Source organism: Pseudomonas fildesensis, from assembly GCF_001050345.1.
Lineage (GTDB): Bacteria > Pseudomonadota > Gammaproteobacteria > Pseudomonadales > Pseudomonadaceae > Aquipseudomonas > Aquipseudomonas fildesensis.
This window is the reverse complement of record NZ_LFMW01000006.1, coordinates 109,863-127,096: the sequence shown is the minus strand read 5'-3', so window position 1 is coordinate 127,096 and position 17,234 is coordinate 109,863. Positions and strand designations below refer to the sequence as shown.

16 protein-coding genes and 1 pseudogene are annotated in these 17,234 nt (G+C 61.0%); 9 read left to right on the top strand and 8 right to left on the bottom strand.

The genetic code is table 11. From position 1 onward, the window contains the following. Positions 1 to 104: 104 nt before the first annotated feature. Both ACR52_RS10270 and ACR52_RS10265 read left to right on the top strand, forming a co-directional pair. The gene (locus tag ACR52_RS10270) at positions 105 to 1,529 is read left to right on the top strand and encodes an aminotransferase-like domain-containing protein (protein ID WP_048723635.1); all 1,425 of its coding nucleotides are present in this window, start codon (positions 105 to 107) and stop codon (positions 1,527 to 1,529) included. A gap of 59 nt (positions 1,530 to 1,588) precedes the next feature. Next, positions 1,589 to 3,160, top strand: a complete 1,572-nt coding sequence (locus ACR52_RS10265) for a phospholipase D family protein (RefSeq protein WP_048723633.1) — start codon at positions 1,589 to 1,591, stop codon at positions 3,158 to 3,160. A 52-nt stretch (positions 3,161 to 3,212) separates the two neighbouring features. Here the strand turns inward: ACR52_RS10265 and ACR52_RS10260 are convergent, their stop codons facing one another. Continuing rightward, entirely contained in the window at positions 3,213 to 4,355 is a 1,143-nt protein-coding gene (locus ACR52_RS10260; RefSeq protein ID WP_048723632.1) for an MFS transporter, read from the bottom strand. A 162-nt stretch (positions 4,356 to 4,517) separates the two neighbouring features. After that, positions 4,518 to 6,011, bottom strand: a complete 1,494-nt coding sequence (locus ACR52_RS10255; RefSeq protein ID WP_048723630.1) for an aldehyde dehydrogenase — start codon at positions 6,009 to 6,011, stop codon at positions 4,518 to 4,520. Between the two features lie 230 nt (positions 6,012 to 6,241). Here ACR52_RS10255 and ACR52_RS10250 point away from each other — a divergent pair, with 230 nt between their 5' ends. Then, positions 6,242 to 6,604, top strand: a complete 363-nt coding sequence (locus tag ACR52_RS10250; RefSeq protein ID WP_048723629.1) for a cupin domain-containing protein — start codon at positions 6,242 to 6,244, stop codon at positions 6,602 to 6,604. 261 nt (positions 6,605 to 6,865) lie between these two features. On the opposite strand, the gene rpmG is transcribed toward ACR52_RS10250, so the two are convergent. Next, positions 6,866 to 7,021 (bottom strand): 50S ribosomal protein L33, encoded by a 156-nt coding sequence (rpmG, locus tag ACR52_RS10245; protein ID WP_003176906.1) that lies wholly within the window; start codon positions 7,019 to 7,021, stop codon positions 6,866 to 6,868. Between the two features lie 11 nt (positions 7,022 to 7,032). Further along, a complete protein-coding gene (gene rpmB, locus ACR52_RS10240; RefSeq protein ID WP_048723627.1) occupies positions 7,033 to 7,263 on the bottom strand; it encodes a 50S ribosomal protein L28 in 231 nt (76 codons plus the stop codon). A gap of 458 nt (positions 7,264 to 7,721) precedes the next feature. Between rpmB and ACR52_RS10235 the strand changes: the two genes are divergently transcribed. Next, positions 7,722 to 9,314 (top strand): ABC transporter substrate-binding protein, encoded by a 1,593-nt coding sequence (locus tag ACR52_RS10235; protein ID WP_048723626.1) that lies wholly within the window; start codon positions 7,722 to 7,724, stop codon positions 9,312 to 9,314. 65 nt (positions 9,315 to 9,379) lie between these two features. On the opposite strand, the gene radC is transcribed toward ACR52_RS10235, so the two are convergent. Next, positions 9,380 to 10,054 carry a RadC family protein gene (gene radC / locus ACR52_RS10230; protein WP_048723624.1) on the bottom strand — a complete coding sequence of 225 codons (675 nt, stop codon included), beginning with the start codon at positions 10,052 to 10,054 and terminating at the stop codon, positions 9,380 to 9,382. A 143-nt stretch (positions 10,055 to 10,197) separates the two neighbouring features. On the opposite strand from radC, the gene coaBC reads away from it, so the two are divergent. The 4 genes and pseudogenes from coaBC to argB all read left to right on the top strand — a co-directional run bounded on the left by coaBC (position 10,198) and on the right by argB (position 14,458). Next, positions 10,198 to 11,406: a bifunctional phosphopantothenoylcysteine decarboxylase/phosphopantothenate--cysteine ligase CoaBC gene (coaBC, locus tag ACR52_RS10225; protein ID WP_048723622.1), complete on the top strand. Its 1,209-nt coding sequence runs from the start codon at positions 10,198 to 10,200 to the stop codon at positions 11,404 to 11,406. A gap of 5 nt (positions 11,407 to 11,411) precedes the next feature. Continuing rightward, positions 11,412 to 11,867: a dUTP diphosphatase gene (gene dut, locus ACR52_RS10220; RefSeq protein ID WP_048723621.1), complete on the top strand. Its 456-nt coding sequence runs from the start codon at positions 11,412 to 11,414 to the stop codon at positions 11,865 to 11,867. A gap of 257 nt (positions 11,868 to 12,124) precedes the next feature. Beyond that, a pseudogene (locus tag ACR52_RS10215) lies at positions 12,125 to 13,531 on the top strand (phosphomannomutase/phosphoglucomutase); the annotation flags it as partial. Between the two features lie 21 nt (positions 13,532 to 13,552). Beyond that, positions 13,553 to 14,458, top strand: a complete 906-nt coding sequence (argB, locus tag ACR52_RS10210) for an acetylglutamate kinase (protein WP_017735763.1) — start codon at positions 13,553 to 13,555, stop codon at positions 14,456 to 14,458. Positions 14,459 to 14,521: 63 nt separating this feature from the next. On the opposite strand, the gene pyrE is transcribed toward argB, so the two are convergent. After that, positions 14,522 to 15,169 carry an orotate phosphoribosyltransferase gene (gene pyrE, locus ACR52_RS10205; RefSeq protein ID WP_048723617.1) on the bottom strand — a complete coding sequence of 216 codons (648 nt, stop codon included), beginning with the start codon at positions 15,167 to 15,169 and terminating at the stop codon, positions 14,522 to 14,524. A gap of 82 nt (positions 15,170 to 15,251) precedes the next feature. Here pyrE and ACR52_RS10200 point away from each other — a divergent pair, with 82 nt between their 5' ends. After that, positions 15,252 to 16,031, top strand: coding sequence for an exodeoxyribonuclease III (locus tag ACR52_RS10200; RefSeq protein WP_003195493.1), 780 nt, complete (start codon positions 15,252 to 15,254; stop codon positions 16,029 to 16,031). Between the two features lie 58 nt (positions 16,032 to 16,089). Here ACR52_RS10200 and ACR52_RS10195 read toward each other — a convergent pair whose 3' ends face one another. Both ACR52_RS10195 and rph read right to left on the bottom strand, forming a co-directional pair. Continuing rightward, positions 16,090 to 16,458: a DUF4870 domain-containing protein gene (locus ACR52_RS10195; RefSeq protein ID WP_048723616.1), complete on the bottom strand. Its 369-nt coding sequence runs from the start codon at positions 16,456 to 16,458 to the stop codon at positions 16,090 to 16,092. Between the two features lie 22 nt (positions 16,459 to 16,480). Beyond that, entirely contained in the window at positions 16,481 to 17,203 is a 723-nt protein-coding gene (rph, locus tag ACR52_RS10190) for a ribonuclease PH (RefSeq protein ID WP_048723615.1), read from the bottom strand. Positions 17,204 to 17,234: the final 31 nt, after the last annotated feature.

The window sequence follows — 17,234 nt, the reverse complement described above, 5'->3', positions numbered from 1 at the left end:
TACAGATTCAACCAGGCTTTATTAAATCCATACAGATACTGCCTATGCGCGGCTGAATCCTGTATTTTCCTGGTATCTGTACTGGTCCCCTGGGAGCGACCGCCATGACGCTTTACGTCAACCTCGCCGAATTGCTGGGCACCCGCATTGAGCAGGGCTTCTATCGCCCCGGCGATCGACTGCCGTCTGTGCGAGCCTTGAGCGTGGAACACGGGGTCAGCCTGAGCACCGTGCAGCAGGCTTATCGGTTACTGGAAGACAACGGCCTGGCGATGCCCAAACCAAAATCCGGCTACTTTGTACCCGTCAGCCGTGAGCTGCCGGCCCTGCCCGAGATAGGCCGCCCCGCCCAGCGCCCGGTAGAAATTTCCCAATGGGACCAGGTGCTCGAACTGATTCTCGCAGTGCCGCGCAAAAACGTCATACAGATGGGCCGTGGCATGCCGGATGTACTCTCCCCGACCATGAAGCCCTTGCTGCGCAGCCTGGCCCGCGTGAGCCGGCGCCAGGATCTGCCGGGACTGTATTACGACAATATCCTCGGCTGTATGGAGTTGCGTGAGCAAATCGCCCGACTGTCATTGGATTCGGGCTGCCAGCTCACCGCCGAAGACATTGTGATCACCACCGGTTGCCATGAGGCGCTGTCGGCCAGCATCCGCGCGATTTGCGAACCGGGCGATATCGTGGCGGTGGACTCGCCAAGCTTCCACGGCGCCATGCAGACCCTCAAGGGCCTGGGCATGAAAGCCCTGGAAATCCCCACCGACCCGCTCACCGGCATCAGCCTCGAAGCGCTGGAACTGGCGCTGGAACAGTGGCCGATCAAGGTCATTCAGCTGACGCCCAACTGCAACAACCCCCTGGGCTACATCATGCCGGAGGCACGAAAGCGGGCGCTGTTGACCCTGGCCCAACGCTTTGACGTGGCGGTCATCGAAGACGATGTGTATGGCGAACTGGCCTACAGCTACCCGCGCCCTCGCACCATCAAATCCTTCGACGAAGATGGCCGTGTGCTGCTGTGCAGTTCGTTCTCGAAAACCCTGGCGCCGGGCCTGCGCATTGGCTGGGTCGCGCCGGGGCGGTACCTGGAGCGGGTGCTGCATATGAAATACATCAGCACCGGCTCCACCGCCACCCAGCCGCAGATCGCGATTGCCGAATTCCTCAAGGGCGGCCATTTCGAACCGCATTTACGGCGGATGCGTACGCAATACCAGCGCAATCGCGACTTGATGCTCGACTGGGTCAGCCGCTATTTCCCGGCGGGCACCCGCGCCAGCCGCCCCCAAGGCAGTTTCATGCTGTGGGTGGAACTGCCGGAGGGCTTCGACACCCTCAAGCTCAACCGTGTGCTGGTGGAACAAGGCGTACAGATCGCGGTAGGCAGCATCTTTTCCGCTTCCGGCAAATACCGGAACTGCCTGCGCATGAACTACGCTGCCAAGCCCACCCCGCAGATTGAAGAAGCCGTGCGCAAGGTCGGGGCTGCCGCGAGCAAAATGCTGGCCGAGGCAGCCGACTGACCTTTCCCGGGAAATAGCCGTCCTATGTCGACAACCGCCCTGATCCGGAAGCAGCGCCCTTGAAGATTCGACGGCTTTTACCGTTTTTCCTGTTGGGCGCCCTCACGCTGGGAGGTTGCGCCACGGTGAGTTCGCCGCGCATCCCCAGCGACGCGCTGCCGGCGACGGACTCATCGTTCGGCCGTTCGATCCAGGCCCAGGCCGCGCCCTATCAAGGGCGCTCCGGCTTTCGCCTGCTGCCCAACAGCAGCGAAGCCTTCATGGCCCGCGCCGAGCTGATCCGCAACGCCCAAAGCAGCCTCGACCTGCAGTACTACATCGTGCATGACGGCATCAGCACTCGCATGCTGGTGGATGAGCTGCTCAAGGCCGCCGACCGGGGCGTGCGCGTGCGCATCCTGCTGGACGACACCGCCAGCGACGGCCTCGACCAGATCATCGCCACCCTCGCCGCCCACCCCAAGATCGAGATTCGCCTGTTCAACCCGCTGCACCTGGGGCGCAGCACCGGCGTCACGCGCGCCATGGGCCGCTTGTTCAACCTGTCGCTGCAACATCGGCGCATGCACAACAAGCTGTGGCTGGCGGACAACAGCGTGGCCATCGTCGGTGGGCGCAACCTGGGGGATGAGTATTTCGACGCCGAGCCGAACCTGAACTTCACCGATATCGACATGCTCAGCGTCGGGCCGGTCGCCGAGCAGTTGGGCCACAGCTTTGACCAGTACTGGAATAGCGCCCTGAGCAAGCCCATTGATGACTTTGTCTCCACTGCGCCGTCAAAAGGCGACCTGGCCGCCGCACGCGTGCATCTGGAAGCGTCGCTGGCCGAGTCGCGCCAGCAGAACCACGCGCTGTACAACCGCCTACGCACCTACCAAACCCAACCGCGCATGGACATCTGGCGGCGCGAGCTGATCTGGGCCTGGAACCAGGCGCTGTGGGACGCGCCGAGCAAAGTGCTGGCCAAGGCCGACCCAGACCCTCGCTTGCTGCTCACCACCCAACTGGCGCCGGAGCTGGAAGGCGTCAGCCATGAGTTGATAATGATCTCGGCGTACTTCGTACCGGGGCAGCCGGGGCTGGTGTACCTCACCGGGCGCGCCGATGCAGGCGTGTCGGTCAGCCTGCTGACCAACGCCCTCGAAGCCACCGACGTACCGGCCGTGCACGGCGGCTATGCACCGTATCGCAAGGCGCTGCTGGAGCATGGCGTGAAGCTCTACGAGTTGCGCCGTCAACCGGGCGACCCCAGTGCAGGCAGCGGGCCGCACTTGTTTCGCCGTGGAACGTTCCGGGGCTCGGACTCCAGCTTGCACAGCAAGGCGATGATCTTTGATCGGGAGAAGTCGTTTATCGGCTCGTTCAACTTCGACCCGCGGTCGGTGCTGTGGAACACCGAAGTCGGCGTGCTGGTGGACAGCCCCGAACTGGCGGAGCACGTGCGCAACCTGGCGCTGCAAGGCATGGCGCCGGCCTTGAGCTATGAGGCGAAATTGCAGGACGGCAATGTGGTGTGGGTGACCGAGGACAACGGCCAATTGCACACCCTGACCGAGGAGCCGGGCAGTTGGTGGCGACGGTTCAATGCCTGGTTCGCCACGTCGGTCGGCCTGGAACGCATGCTCTGAAAACCCCCTGTAGGCGCCGGCTTGCCGGCGCCTACAGTGCCTGCATTTCAGGTCAGGCTGGCTGTGCTGAGCCGAATGCGCCCTGGCGCAGCAATATCACCACGAGGCCCAGCGCACCGGCCGCCATCAGCAACGGCAGCGCATGCCCGCTGATCCACTGGCTGCCCGCGCCGGCCACCAGCGGTCCGATAAGGCAACCAATGCCCCACAGCTGCGCCACATGGGCATTGGCGCGTACCAACGCGTCGTCGCGGTAGCGCTCGCCGATCAGGATCAACGACAAGGTGAATAACCCTCCGGCACTGGCGCCGAACACCACCCACACCGGCCAGATCAGCAACGAATGCAGCGTCAGAGGAATCGCCAGGCTCGACGCCAGCAACAGCAGCGCACAGCTCAAAAACAACGTGCGTCGCGGCAGGTAATCGGCCAGTGCCCCGATGGGCAATTGCAACAGTGCATCACCCACCACCACCGTGCTGACCATCGCCAAGGCGATCTCAGCGGTAAAGCCCTGCTGCAGGCAATACACCGGCAGCAGCGTCAGAATCATCGCCTCGAACGCGGCGAACAGCGCCACTGCCCAGGCAATCGCCGGCAGGCTCAGGCAGAAACGCCACAGGTCGCCAAAGGTCACGCTGAACGACTCGGCAGTCGGTGCCCCGGAACGCCCCAACAGCAACAAGGGCGCCACCATCAAGAGGCACACGCCGACCCAGATCCCGTAGTCATGGTCGGTGCCAATCAATCCCAACAGCAATGGCCCCGACAGTTGGCTCAAGGCATAACTACAGCCATACAGCGCCACCAGGCGGCCGCGCCACTGCTCCACCACTAACTGGTTGATCCAGCTTTCGCCCAGGATAAACACGATGGTCAGGATCACCCCGATCATCAGGCGCAACACCAGCCACACAGGGTAGCTGGGCAGGATCGCCAGCAAGCCGATGGACACCGCCCCGGCCCACAGGCACAGGCGCATCAGGTTGGCGGTGCCTAGCCAGGACGCCAGCCGGCTGGAGACCTTCGCCCCCAACAGCACGCCGAAAGCCGGCATCGCGGCCATCACCCCGATGGCGAAGCTGCCGTAGCCCCAGCTCTCAAGGCGCAGGGACACCAGCGGCATACTGACGCCCAGGGCCAGGCCGACGCTGAGTACAGAGGCCAGGACGGCGAAATAAGTCGCCCAACGCATTTCCACGCTCCTGTGGATAACTATTTTCAGGGTTGTAAACGAACTGTAGGAGCGAGTTTGCTCACGAAGAACTCAAAGACACCGCGTTCAACCAGACAGCACGCGTTATCGTTGGCGTTTTTCGCGAGCACGCTCGCTCCTACAGGGGACCTACGGTGTTGCTTACAGCTTGATCCAGGTCGCCTTCAGCTCGGTGTACTTGTCGAACGCATGCAGCGACTTGTCGCGACCGTTGCCCGACTGCTTGAAGCCACCAAACGGTGCGGTCATGTCGCCGCCGTCGTATTGGTTGACCCACACGCTACCGGCACGCAGGGCCTTGGCGGTCAGGTGCGCCTTGGAGATATCCGCCGTCCACACCGCTGCGGCCAGGCCGTATTGGGTGTCGTTGGCGATGGCGATCGCTTCTTCGGCGCTGTCGAAAGTGATCACCGACAAGACCGGGCCAAAGATCTCTTCCTGGGCGATCTTCATGGCGTTGGTCACACCGTCGAAAATCGTCGGCTCGACGTAGGTGCCGCCGGTCTCTTCCAGCGTGCGCTTGCCACCGGCCACCAGCTTGGCGCCATCAGCATGGCCGGCTTCGATGTACGAAAGCACGGTGTTCATCTGCTGGGTGTCCACCAGCGCGCCGACAGTGGTGGCCGGGTCCAACGGGTTGCCTGGCTTCCAGCCTTTGAGGGCCTCGATCACCATCGGCAGGAATTTATCCTTGATCGAACGCTCCACCAGCAGGCGCGAACCGGCAGTGCAGACTTCGCCCTGGTTGAAGGCGATGGCGCCGGCAGCGGATTCGGCAGCGGCTTGCAGGTCTGGCGCGTCGGCGAACACGATGTTCGGGCTCTTGCCGCCCGCTTCCAGCCACACGCGCTTCATGTTCGATTCGCCGGAGCGGATCAACAGCTGCTTGGCGATTTTGGTAGAACCGGTGAACACCAGGGTGTCGACGTCCATGTGCAGCGCCAGAGCGTTACCCACGGTGTGGCCGTAGCCCGGCAGCACGTTGAACACGCCTTTTGGAATACCGGCCTCAACGGCCAAGGCCGCGATGCGGATGGCGGTCAGCGGGGATTTTTCAGAAGGTTTCAGAATGACGGAATTACCGGTAGACAGCGCCGGTCCCAGCTTCCAGCAGGCCATCATCAACGGGAAGTTCCACGGCACGATGGCGCTTACTACGCCCACTGGCTCGCGGGTCACCAGACCCAGCTGATCATGGGGAGTGGCGGCGACTTCGTCGTAGATCTTGTCGATCGCCTCGCCGCTCCAGCTCAGGGCGTTTGCCGCGCCGGGGACGTCGATGCCAAGGGAGTCGCTGATCGGCTTGCCCATGTCCAGGGTTTCCAGCAGCGCCAGCTCTTCGGCATTGGCCTTGAGCAGCGCAGCAAAACGAATCATGGTGGCTTTGCGCTTGGCCGGCGCGAGACGCGACCAGACACCGGAATTAAAGGTGGCGCGCGCATTTTCCACGGCGCGCTGGGCGTCGGCGGCGTCACAGCTGGCAACGGTGGCCAGCAGGCGGCCATCGACTGGGCTGATGCATTCGAACGTGTCACCGGAAACAGCAGCGGTGTATTCGCCATTGATATAGGCGCGGCCTTCGATCTTCAGATCCTTGGCGCGTTGTTCCCAGTCGGCACGGGTCAGGGTGGTCATGCGAGTGTCCTCCTCTTATTGAATACAAGGGCCAGGCGATGTCCCCCGGCAGCCTCAAAGAATTCTTGCCCGGCCAGCCATCTGTTCGGCTCAAGGCAGCTGCCACCCTAAACCAGCCGCCAGGGATGTTTCAATATATTTGACATAACGGCGGTAAACGCCCTTGCGATGTTCATTTTAATAAACATAGACTTTGGGCTCTCCAACCGCAGGCCAGACGGGACACGCACATGAGCATCCAGGACATCGTCGACTTCAGCCAAGCCAACACCGCCCCAGACCGCTACCGCCCTGCTGCGGAAAAAATCCTCAAAGGTGATCCCGAGCAAACGGTCTACAACCACTACAACAGCCCATGCGGCCAAATGAGCGCTGGCGTCTGGGAAGGCGAAGTCGGGCAGTGGAGGGTCAACTACACCGAACATGAATACTGCGAGATTGTGCAGGGCGTTTCCGTATTGCGTGATGCCGACGGCAACGCCAAGACCTTGCGCGCCGGCGACCGCTTCGTGATTCCCGCCGGGTTCAGCGGTACCTGGGAAGTGCTGGAGACGTGCCGCAAGATCTACGTGGTGTTCGAGCAGAAAGCCTGATCAGCAAGTCACAGGCAAAAAAAAGCCCGCATCGTGAGTTTGTTGATCGTTCCCATGCTCCGCGTGGGAATGCATCCTATGACGCTCTGCGTCACCCATGCGCAAGTGTCGGACTTTGCGCCGACAGCGGGACGCGGAGCGTCCGGGGCGGCATTCCCACGCAGAGCGGGGGAACGATCAGGCAGCTTGGTCAGCAAGTCACAGGCAAAAAAAAGCCCGCATCGTGAGATACGGGCTTTTTTTCACAATGAAGAAAATCAATTACTTGATTTTGCCTTCTTTGTAGATCACGTGCTTGCGAACGCGCGGGTCGAACATTTTCTTTTCGAGCTTGTCCGGGGTAGTACGCTTGTTCTTGTCGGTAGTGTAGAAGTGACCAGTACCGGCGCTAGAGATCATTCGAATCAATTCACGCATGATAGAGCTCCTTAGATCTTGCCAGCGCGGATTTCGGCCAGCACGACAGTGATGCCACGCTTGTCGATGATACGCATGCCTTTGGCAGATACGCGCAGGCGCACAAAACGTTTCTCTTCTTCAACCCAGAAGCGGTGATGCTGCAGGTTCGGCAGGAAACGACGACGGGTTTTGTTATTTGCGTGGGAAATGTTATTCCCAGTCACCGGACCCTTACCGGTAACTTGACAGACTCTCGACATGCCTCAGCCCTCTAAAACCACATGCCCAACCCGGCATGGGTTGGCCGCTTAATCTCTCAGTCATTTGGCGCCAGGCGCCGCGTTTCTTTAGGGTCTTACCGGCTACACCTACAAGCGAAGGAACCGGGCCCCTAGAAAAGAGCGCTGCTTTATACCAGAAAGACCCAAGTGCAACAACAGCCCGTGTGTTTTTACCGAAGTAAATCCCGGCCATTGTCGCCTGAACCGTTGCCAGGAGGGGCCGCCGTAACAGCCGACCGCTCGTCGCACAGAATCATTTACAGCGCCCGCAGGCACCAAGAAGTGCACGGCGAAACGCGCTGAGGCGCCATCAAAACAGCATTTGAGCCAAAAGCACAGGCAAAAATGGGCTAGTCATTTATCAATCAGACCTCTACGGTAGGACTTTTCCAGACTGCACTTGCAGATGGGCCTTCGATTTGCAAAGGAAACCGAACATGCGCCTCGCTGCCCTACCGCTATTGCTAGCCCCCTTGTTTATCGCGCCATCGGCCCAAGCGGCCACCAGTTTGAGCGTTTGCACCGAGGCCAGCCCCGAAGGGTTCGATGTGGTGCAATACAACTCGCTGACCACCACCAACGCCTCGGCCGACGTGCTGATGAACCGCCTTGTGGACTATGACGCCGCCAGCGGCAAGCTGGTACCGAGCCTGGCGGACAGCTGGGAAGTCTCGCCGGATGGCCTGACCTACACGTTCAAGCTGCACCCGGCCGTGAAATTCCATCGCACCGAATATTTCACCCCCAGCCGCAGCCTGACAGCCGAAGACGTACGCTTCAGCTTCGACCGCATGCTCGACCCGGCCAACCCATGGCACAAGATCGCCCAGAGCGGCTTCCCCCACGCCCAGTCCCTGCAATTGCCGGCACTGGTGAAAAAAATCGACGCCCTCGACCCGCTGACCGTGCGCTTCACACTTGATCACGCCGACTCCACCTTCCTCGCGGCCCTGAGCATGGGCTTTGCGTCGATCTACCCGGCCGAATACGCCGACAAGCTGCTCAAGGCCGGCACCCCGGAGAAGCTCAACAGCCAACCGATCGGCACCGGCCCGTTCATCTTCACACGCTTCCAGAAAGATGCCGTGATTCGTTACAAGGCCAACCCCGATTACTTCGCCGGCAAACCGGCTGTGGATAACTTGATCTTCGCGATCACCCCGGACGCGAACGTTCGGCTGCAGAAACTGCGCCGCGATGAATGCCAGGTCGCCCTGTCACCTAAACCCCTGGATGTGGGTGAGGCCGAGAAAGATCCCACGCTCAAGGTGGAAAAAACCGCAGCCTTCATGACCGCCTTCGTTGCGATCAACAGCCAGCACCCGCCTCTGGACAAGCCTGAAGTGCGCCAGGCGATCAACCTGGCCTTCGACAAGGCGAGCTATCTCAAGGCCGTGTTTGAAGGTACCGCCGAAGCCGCCAACGGTCCCTTCCCGCCCAACACCTGGAGCTACGCCAGGGACCTGCCGGGTTATCCACAGGACCTCGCCAAAGCCAAGGCTTTGCTGGACCGTGCGGGGCTCAAGGACGGTTTCAAGACCACAATCTGGACCCGCCCGACAGGCAGCCTGCTGAACCCCAACCCGAACCTCGGCGCGCAACTGTTGCAGGCCGACCTGGCCAAGGTCGGCATCCAGGCCGAGATCCGCGTGATCGAATGGGGCGAGCTGATTCGGCGCGCCAAGGCCGGTGAGCATGACCTGCTGTTCATGGGCTGGGCCGGCGACAACGGCGACCCGGATAACTTCCTGACCCCGCAGTTCTCCTGCGCGGCGGTGAAGTCCGGCACCAACTTCGCCCGCTACTGCGACCCCGCCCTGGATAAACTGATCAGCGCCGGCAAGACCACCAGCGAACAAGGGGTGCGCAGCAAGCTGTATCAACAGGCCCAGGCGCAGATCCAGCAACAGGCGCTGTGGTTGCCGCTGGCACACCCGACGGCGTTTGCCCTGACGCGCAACAATGTCGAGGGGTATCAGGTAAGTCCGTTTGGTCGGCAGGATTTCTCGAAAGTCAGCGTCAAGCCCTGAGCTGCAAGCTGCAAGCTGCAAGCCCACGTGAGGCTTGCAGCTTGAAACTTACTGCTGCTCTCCTCCTACATCCATCCGTATTCGGCCATCGACAACGGATCGCCATCCCCCACGATGATGTGATCCAGCACCCGCACATCCACCACTTCCAGGGCCTTTTGCAGCAACCTGGTCAATTTTCGATCAGCAGCGCTCGGCTCCACGCTTCCCGAAGGATGGTTGTGACACAGGATCAGCGCCGCGGCGTTGTACGCCAGTGCGCGCTTGACCACTTGCCGTGGGTAAACCATAGCGCCGTCGATGGTGCCCTGGAACAACGCCTCGAACCCCAGCACTCGATGCTTTGAATCGAGAAACAGACAACCGAACGTCTCGTGAGGCTCATGACGCAATAGGGCTTTGAGGTAATCGCGCACGGCCACCGGGCTTTCCAGTACCGAGTTACTGCGCAGGCGCTCGGCCATATGCCGCCGAGACATTTCCAGTACCGCCTGCAACTGCGCAAACTTCGCTGGCCCCAACCCCAGTTGCTGGTTGAACAGCGCCTGGCTGGCCTCCAGCAGCGGGCGCAGGCCACCGAATTGCACCAGCAGGTGGCGCGCCAGGTCTACCGCGCTTTTGCCGGAAACCCCGGTACGCAGGAAAATCGCCAACAGTTCGGCATCCGACAGACTCGCCGCCCCCCACTCCAAAAGCTTCTCTCGCGGCCGCTCTGCCGCCGGCCAATCGCGAATACTCATCCCACCTCCGTGTGTACGTGCGCCGCTGTTGCCGGGCGGACGCTGTGTTATCGTAGGCCCTCTTTTTTGCATGCGATTTCACCTGGGGAGGGGGCATCGCACGCGTCACTGAACTGGCATCACTGAACTGGAAAGGCAAACCAATGCAGCGTCTGTATCGGAAACGCATCGTTCTCGGCGTCGGCGGCGGCATTGCCGCCTACAAGAGCGCAGAACTGGTTCGCAGGCTCCTCGACCAGGGCGCTGAAGTGCGCGTGGTCATGACCCGTGGCGGCAGTGAGTTCATCACCCCGCTGACCATGCAAGCCTTGTCCGGCCACCCCGTTCACCTCGACCTGCTGGACCCGGCGGCCGAAGCTGCCATGGGCCATATCGAGCTGGCCAAATGGGCCGACCTGGTACTGATCGCCCCGGCCACCGCCGACCTGATCGCCCGCCTGGCCCAAGGCATCGCCGATGACCTGCTGACCACCCTGGTACTGGCCACCGACGCCACTGTTGCCATCGCCCCGGCCATGAACCAGGCCATGTGGCGCGACCCGGCCACCCAGGCCAACACCCAACTCCTGCAAAGCCGTGGCCTCAAGGTGTTCGGCCCGGCCTCCGGCAGCCAGGCCTGCGGCGACGTCGGCATGGGCCGCATGCTCGAAGCCACCGACCTTGCGCTGTGCGCCGCCGAGTGCTTCCAGCACCTGGCCCTGACCGGCAAGCACGTGCTGATCACTGCGGGGCCGACCCAGGAAAACATCGACCCGGTGCGTTACATCACCAACCATAGCTCAGGAAAAATGGGCTTTGCCTTGGCAGAAGCGGCGGTCGAGGCAGGCGCACGCGTCACCCTGATCACCGGCCCGGTGCATTTGCCGACCCCCGATCGCGTCACGCGAATCGACGTAGTCAGCGCCAGGGACATGCTGGCGGCCTGTGAGGCAGCCATTCCATGCGACCTGTTTATCGCCTCGGCAGCGGTTGCGGATTACCGGCCGGAAGTTGTCGCCCCGCAAAAACTCAAGAAAGACCCTACAAGCGGCGACGGCTTGCTCCTGCAAATGGTGCGCAACCCCGACATTCTGGCAACCATCGCCACCCGTCCGGACCGTCCGTTCAGCGTCGGCTTTGCCGCCGAAACCGAGCACTTGCTGGACTACGCCGCACGCAAACTGAAAGACAAAAACCTCGATTTGATCGTTGCCAATGATGTTGCCAACCCGAGCATCGGCTTCAACAGCGAGGAAAATGCCATCAGCGTGATCGACCGCGAGTTGCACGCCACCGTTTTCGCCCAGACCAGCAAAGGCAAGATTGCCCGCCAACTGATCTCTTTTATCGCCCAACGGCTGAACCAGGTTTAATTTCCATGCACGCTTTGCAAGCCAAGATTCTCGACCCCCGCATCGGCACCGACTTCCCACTTCCGGCCTACGCCACTCCAGGCTCCGCCGGCCTGGACCTGCGCGCCATGCTCAAGGAAGACACGATCCTCGAACCGGGCCAGACTCTCCTCATCCCCACCGGCCTGTCGATCTACGTCGGCGACCCGGGCCTGGCGGCGTTGATCCTGCCGCGCTCCGGCCTGGGCCACAAACACGGCATCGTGCTCGGCAACCTGGTGGGCCTGATCGACTCGGACTACCAGGGCGAGCTGATGGTGTCGTGCTGGAACCGTGGCCAGACCGCCTTCAACATCGCCGTCGGCGAGCGCATCGCCCAACTGGTACTGGTGCCGGTGGTGCAGGCGCACTTCGAACTGGTGCAGGAATTCGACGAAACCCAGCGCGGCGCAGGCGGCTTTGGGCATTCAGGCAGTCACTGACCAAGCTGAACCTGGCCGGATGAATGCTTTCGTCCGGCCAGACGCCACCGCATGGCTTTTCAGGATGAAGAATGCGCGGACCTATCAGCGGTATTTCACTAGCAAAATCAAAGTATTACGCGGACAACAGTACAGCGCCCGAGCGCCGATGGCACTTTTGCACCACGAACTCTATGCCGAAAACGCCGTCATACCCTTCAGTTCAAGCCTGCCGGTCAGCCACTTTAAGGCCAGCCTTGCCCACATCAGATGGAGTTTCCCCCGCGATGAGTACCGCAGCCCGAGTAGCCCCGACCTTTCCCGACAGCATCTTTCGCGCCTACGACATTCGTGGTGTCGTGCCCAAGACCCTGACCGCCGAAACCGCCTACTGGATTGGCCGTGCCATTGGCTCCCAAAGCCTGGCCCAGGATGAGCCCAACGTATCGGTAGGCCGTGACGGCCGCCTGTCCGGCCCCGAGCTGGTAGAACAACTGATTCAGGGCCTGGCCGACAGCGGCTGTCATGTCAGCGATGTCGGCCTGGTGCCAACACCTGCGCTGTACTACGCCGCCAACGTACTGGCGGGCAAATCCGGGGTAATGCTCACCGGCAGCCATAACCCGTCGGACTACAACGGCTTCAAGATCGTCATCGCTGGCGACACGCTGGCCAACGAACAGATCCAGGCCCTGCACACGCGCCTCAAGACCAACGACTTGACCAGCGGTACCGGCAGCATCACCAAGGTCGACATCCTTCAGCGCTACTCCGACGAAATCACCGGCGACATCAAACTCGCGCGCCGCCTGAAAGTGGTAGTGGACTGCGGCAACGGCGCCGCCGGCGTGATCGCCCCGCAACTGCTCGAAGCCTTGAACTGTGAAGTGATTCCGCTGTTCTGCGACGTTGACGGCCACTTCCCCAACCATCACCCGGACCCAGGCAAACCTGAGAACCTGGTGGACCTGATCGCCAAGGTCAAGGAAACCGGCGCCGACGTTGGCCTTGCCTTCGACGGCGACGGCGACCGCGTGGGCGTGGTGACCGAAACCGGCGAGATCGTGTTCCCGGACCGCCTGTTGATGCTGTTTGCCCGCGACGTCGTGGCGCGCAACCCAGGTGCCGAGATCATCTTCGACGTCAAATGCACCCGCCGCCTGACGCCGCTGATCAAGGAATACGGCGGTCGTCCGCTAATGTGGAAGACCGGTCACTCGTTGATCAAAAAGAAAATGAAGGAAACCGGCGCCCTGTTGGCCGGCGAAATGAGCGGCCACGTGTTCTTCAAGGAACGCTGGTTCGGTTTTGACGACGGCATTTACAGCGCCGCCCGTCTGCTGGAGATCCTCAGCAAGGAAAAATCCACCGCAGAAGATCTGTTTCAGACCTTCCCGAATGATATTTCTACGCCTGAGATCAATATCCATGTGACCGAGGAGAGCAAATTCAGCATCATTGACGCATTGCACGATGCGCAATGGGGTGAAGGCGCCAACCTGACCACCATTGATGGTGTGCGAGTCGATTACGCCAAAGGCTGGGGCCTGGTTCGCGCGTCCAACACCACACCGGTGCTGGTCCTGCGTTTCGAGGCGGATACCGAGGCTGAGTTGCAGCGCATCAAGGACGTATTCCACGCCCAGTTGAAACGTGTTGCCCCTGATCTCCAATTACCGTTCTGATTTTTTGCACCGGAGCCCTGAATGACCCTCGAACGCGAAGCCGCTGCCAACACCGCCAAGGTCCTTTCCGAAGCGTTGCCCTACATTCGACGCTACGTCGGCAAGACGTTGGTGATCAAGTACGGCGGCAATGCCATGGAAAGCGAAGAGCTGAAAACCGGCTTCGCCCGCGACATCGTGTTGATGAAAGCCGTGGGGATCAACCCGGTCGTTGTTCACGGTGGTGGCCCGCAAATCGGCGACCTGCTCAAGCGCTTGTCGATCGAGAGTCACTTCATCGATGGCATGCGCGTCACTGACGCGCAGACCATGGACGTAGTGGAGATGGTCCTTGGCGGCCAGGTGAACAAGGACATCGTCAACCTGATCAACCGCCACGGCGGCAGCGCCATTGGCCTGACCGGCAAGGACGCCGAGCTGATCCGCGCGAAAAAACTGACCGTGACCCGTCAGACGCCGGAAATGACCCAGCCGGAAATCATCGACATCGGCCAAGTGGGCGAAGTGATCGGCATCAACACCGACCTGCTGAACCTGCTGGTCAAGGGCGACTTCATCCCGGTGATCGCGCCGATCGGCGTGGGCGCCAATGGCGAGTCCTACAACATCAACGCCGACCTGGTGGCCGGCAAGGTCGCTGAAGCGCTGAAGGCTGAAAAGCTGATGCTGCTGACGAACATCGCCGGGCTGATGGACAAGGAAGGCAAGGTGTTGACCGGCCTGACCACCCAACAAGTGGACGAGCTGATCGCCGACGGCACCATCTACGGCGGCATGCTGCCGAAGATCCGTTGCGCACTGGAAGCGGTGCAAGGCGGCGTCGGTAGCTCGCTGATCCTTGATGGTCGCGTACCGAATGCGATCCTGCTGGAAATCTTCACCGACACCGGTGTGGGCACGCTGATCAGCAACCGCAAGCGTCCTTAAAGCGCCCTAAAACAAAAGGCCCCGTTCAATGTGATTGAACGGGGCCTTTTTATTGTTCGGCAATTATTGAACGCCGAACTGCTCGCGGTACGCCTTGACCGCCGGAAGGTGTTGCTTGAGCTGCGGGTCGTCTTCCAGGAACTGCAACACCTGGTTCAACGACACGATGCTCACCACTGGAATGCCGAAATCACGTTCCACTTCCTGGATGGCCGACAATTCACCGTTGCCGCGCTCCTGGCGATTCAGCGCGATCAGCACGCCGGCAGCCTTGGCGCCGTCCTGGGAAGCGATGATCTGCATCACTTCACGGATGGCGGTGCCGGCAGTGATCACGTCGTCGATGATCAGCACGTTACCGGTGAGCGGTGCGCCCACCAGGCTGCCGCCTTCGCCATGGGCCTTGGCCTCTTTACGGTTGAAACACCACGGCAGATCCTGCCCGTGATGTTCAGCCAGGGCCACGGCGGTCGTGGCGGCCAGGGGGATGCCCTTGTAGGCCGGGCCGAACAGCACGTCGAAGGAAATACCGCTTTCAACGATGGCTGCCGCGTAGAAACGACCCAGCTGAGCCAGGGCCGAACCCGAGTTGAACAAGCCTGCATTGAAGAAGTACGGGCTGGTGCGCCCGGACTTGAGGGTGAACTCACCGAAGCGCAAAACGCCGCGATCGATGGCAAAACGAATGAAATCGCGTTGATACGCCTGCATGAAAAAAGCCTCAGATACCACGGATTTAGCTAATTAGGTAGACGGCGTGTATCATACACGCACGCGATTTTTGGGGCCATTTATGCGGATCATCAGTGTGAACGTCAATGGTATTCAGGCTGCAGTCGAGCGTGGTTTGCTCAGTTGGCTGCAAGCACAGAATGCCGACGTCATCTGCCTGCAGGACACCCGCGCCTCCGCCTTTGAACTGGACGACCCAGCCTTCCAACTGGATGGCTACTTCCTTTATGCCTGCGATGCCGAAGTGCCCACCCAAGGTGGCGTGGCTTTGTACTCGCGGTTGCAACCCAAGGCGGTCATCAGCGGCCTCGGCTTCGAGACAGCCGACCGCTACGGGCGCTACCTGCAAGCCGATTTCGATAAGGTCAGCATCGCGACCTTGCTGCTCCCTTCGGGGCAGAACGGCGATGAAGACTTGAACCAAAAGTTCAAGCTAATGGACGATTTCGCCCGTTACCTGGATAAACAGCGACGCAAACGTCGCGAGTACATTTATTGTGGCTCGCTGTACGTGGCGCAACAGAAGCTGGATATCAAGAACTGGCGCGACAGCCAGCAATCCCCGGGCTTCCTGGCGCCGGAACGTGCCTGGATGGACGAGATTGTCGGCAACATGGGCTATGTCGATGCCCTGCGCGAAGTCAGCCGCGAAGGCGACCAGTACAGCTGGTGGCCGGACAACGAACAAGCCGAGATGCTCAACCTGGGCTGGCGCTTCGACTACCAGTTGCTGACCCCAGGTCTGCGCCGGTTTGTTCGCAGCGCACGCTTGCCGCGCCAGCCACGCTTCTCGCAGCACGCGCCGCTGATCGTGGACTACGACTGGACACTGACCATCTGAGGTCTTTTTCCAGGTACAAAAAAACCGACATCACTGTCGGTTTTTTTGTGGGCGCTCATTATTTGATCAGGCGCCAGGTCCACGGATAACGGTAAGCGGTGCCGTTGTTGGCCTTGATACCCCCAATGATCGTCAGCACCAGCGCCGCAACCACCAGAATCAACATCAACAGAAAGCCAATCACCACAAACCCCAGCACCATGCAGACCAACCAGGCGATGGCCACGGTGATCTGGAAGTTCAGCGCCTCCTTGCCCTGATCATCGATGAGCGGGTCCATGTCCTTCTTGATTTGCCACAGGATCAACGGCCCCAGCAGGCTGCCGAAAGGGAATACCAACCCTAGAAACGCCGCGAAGTGACACAACATGGCCCACTGCCGCACTTCCTTGGACGGTGCCGGGACCGGCAATTGACTGTCATTCATGGCGTTGCTCCTTGAGGCCGACTCAGTCAGCCAGTGCGGCGTTCTGCAGTTCGAAGATTTCGGTCATGCCTTTCTGGGCCAGGGCCAGCATGGCATTCAGGTCAGCTGGCTGGAACGGTGCGCCTTCGGCGGTGCCCTGCACTTCGATGAAGCCACCGGTGTTGGTCATCACTACGTTCAGGTCGGTCTCGGCAGCCGAGTCTTCCAGGTAGTCCAGGTCCAGCACAGGCTCGCCCTGGTACATGCCCACCGACACAGCAGCGATCATCGGCTTGAGCGGGTCGCCGGCTTTCAGGCCGCCACGTTTCTTGATCACTTTCAGCGCGTCAACCAGGGCCACCATGGCACCGGTGATGGACGCGGTACGGGTGCCGCCGTCGGCCTGGATCACGTCGCAGTCGACGTACAGGGTCACGTCGCCCAGCTTGGACATGTCCAGGGCGGCGCGCAGGGAGCGGCCGATCAGACGCTGGATTTCCAGGGTACGGCCGCCTTGCTTGCCACGGCTGGCTTCACGCTGGTTACGCTCGCCGGTGGCGCGCGGCAACATGCCGTATTCGGCGGTCAACCAACCCTGGCCCTGGCCCTTGAGGAAACGCGGCACGCCGTTTTCGACGCTGACGGTGCAGATCACCTTGGTATCGCCAAACTCGACCAGTACGGATCCCTCGGCGTGTTTGGTGTAGTTGCGGGTGATGCGGATCGAGCGGAGCTGATCGGCAGCGCGACCACTTGGACGTTTCATAGGGGATACCTGTACTGAGGACGAAAAACTG

What these genes read in the sequence shown, in the direction of transcription:
- ACR52_RS10270 (WP_048723635.1), top strand. Translation starts at nt 105, where the DNA reads ATGACGCTTTACGTCAACCTCGCCGAATTGCTGGGCACCCGCATTGAG.
- ACR52_RS10260 (WP_048723632.1), bottom strand. Translation starts at nt 4,355, where the DNA reads ATGCGTTGGGCGACTTATTTCGCCGTCCTGGCCTCTGTACTCAGCGTC.
- ACR52_RS10255 (WP_048723630.1), bottom strand. Translation starts at nt 6,011, where the DNA reads ATGACCACCCTGACCCGTGCCGACTGGGAACAACGCGCCAAGGATCTG.
- ACR52_RS10250 (WP_048723629.1), top strand. Translation starts at nt 6,242, where the DNA reads ATGAGCATCCAGGACATCGTCGACTTCAGCCAAGCCAACACCGCCCCA.
- rpmG (WP_003176906.1), bottom strand. Translation starts at nt 7,021, where the DNA reads ATGCGTGAATTGATTCGAATGATCTCTAGCGCCGGTACTGGTCACTTC.
- rpmB (WP_048723627.1), bottom strand. Translation starts at nt 7,263, where the DNA reads ATGTCGAGAGTCTGTCAAGTTACCGGTAAGGGTCCGGTGACTGGGAAT.
- ACR52_RS10235 (WP_048723626.1), top strand. Translation starts at nt 7,722, where the DNA reads ATGCGCCTCGCTGCCCTACCGCTATTGCTAGCCCCCTTGTTTATCGCG.
- radC (WP_048723624.1), bottom strand. Translation starts at nt 10,054, where the DNA reads ATGAGTATTCGCGATTGGCCGGCGGCAGAGCGGCCGCGAGAGAAGCTT.
- coaBC (WP_048723622.1), top strand. Translation starts at nt 10,198, where the DNA reads ATGCAGCGTCTGTATCGGAAACGCATCGTTCTCGGCGTCGGCGGCGGC.
- dut (WP_048723621.1), top strand. Translation starts at nt 11,412, where the DNA reads ATGCACGCTTTGCAAGCCAAGATTCTCGACCCCCGCATCGGCACCGAC.
- argB (WP_017735763.1), top strand. Translation starts at nt 13,553, where the DNA reads ATGACCCTCGAACGCGAAGCCGCTGCCAACACCGCCAAGGTCCTTTCC.
- pyrE (WP_048723617.1), bottom strand. Translation starts at nt 15,169, where the DNA reads ATGCAGGCGTATCAACGCGATTTCATTCGTTTTGCCATCGATCGCGGC.
- ACR52_RS10200 (WP_003195493.1), top strand. Translation starts at nt 15,252, where the DNA reads ATGCGGATCATCAGTGTGAACGTCAATGGTATTCAGGCTGCAGTCGAG.
- ACR52_RS10195 (WP_048723616.1), bottom strand. Translation starts at nt 16,458, where the DNA reads ATGAATGACAGTCAATTGCCGGTCCCGGCACCGTCCAAGGAAGTGCGG.
- rph (WP_048723615.1), bottom strand. Translation starts at nt 17,203, where the DNA reads ATGAAACGTCCAAGTGGTCGCGCTGCCGATCAGCTCCGCTCGATCCGC.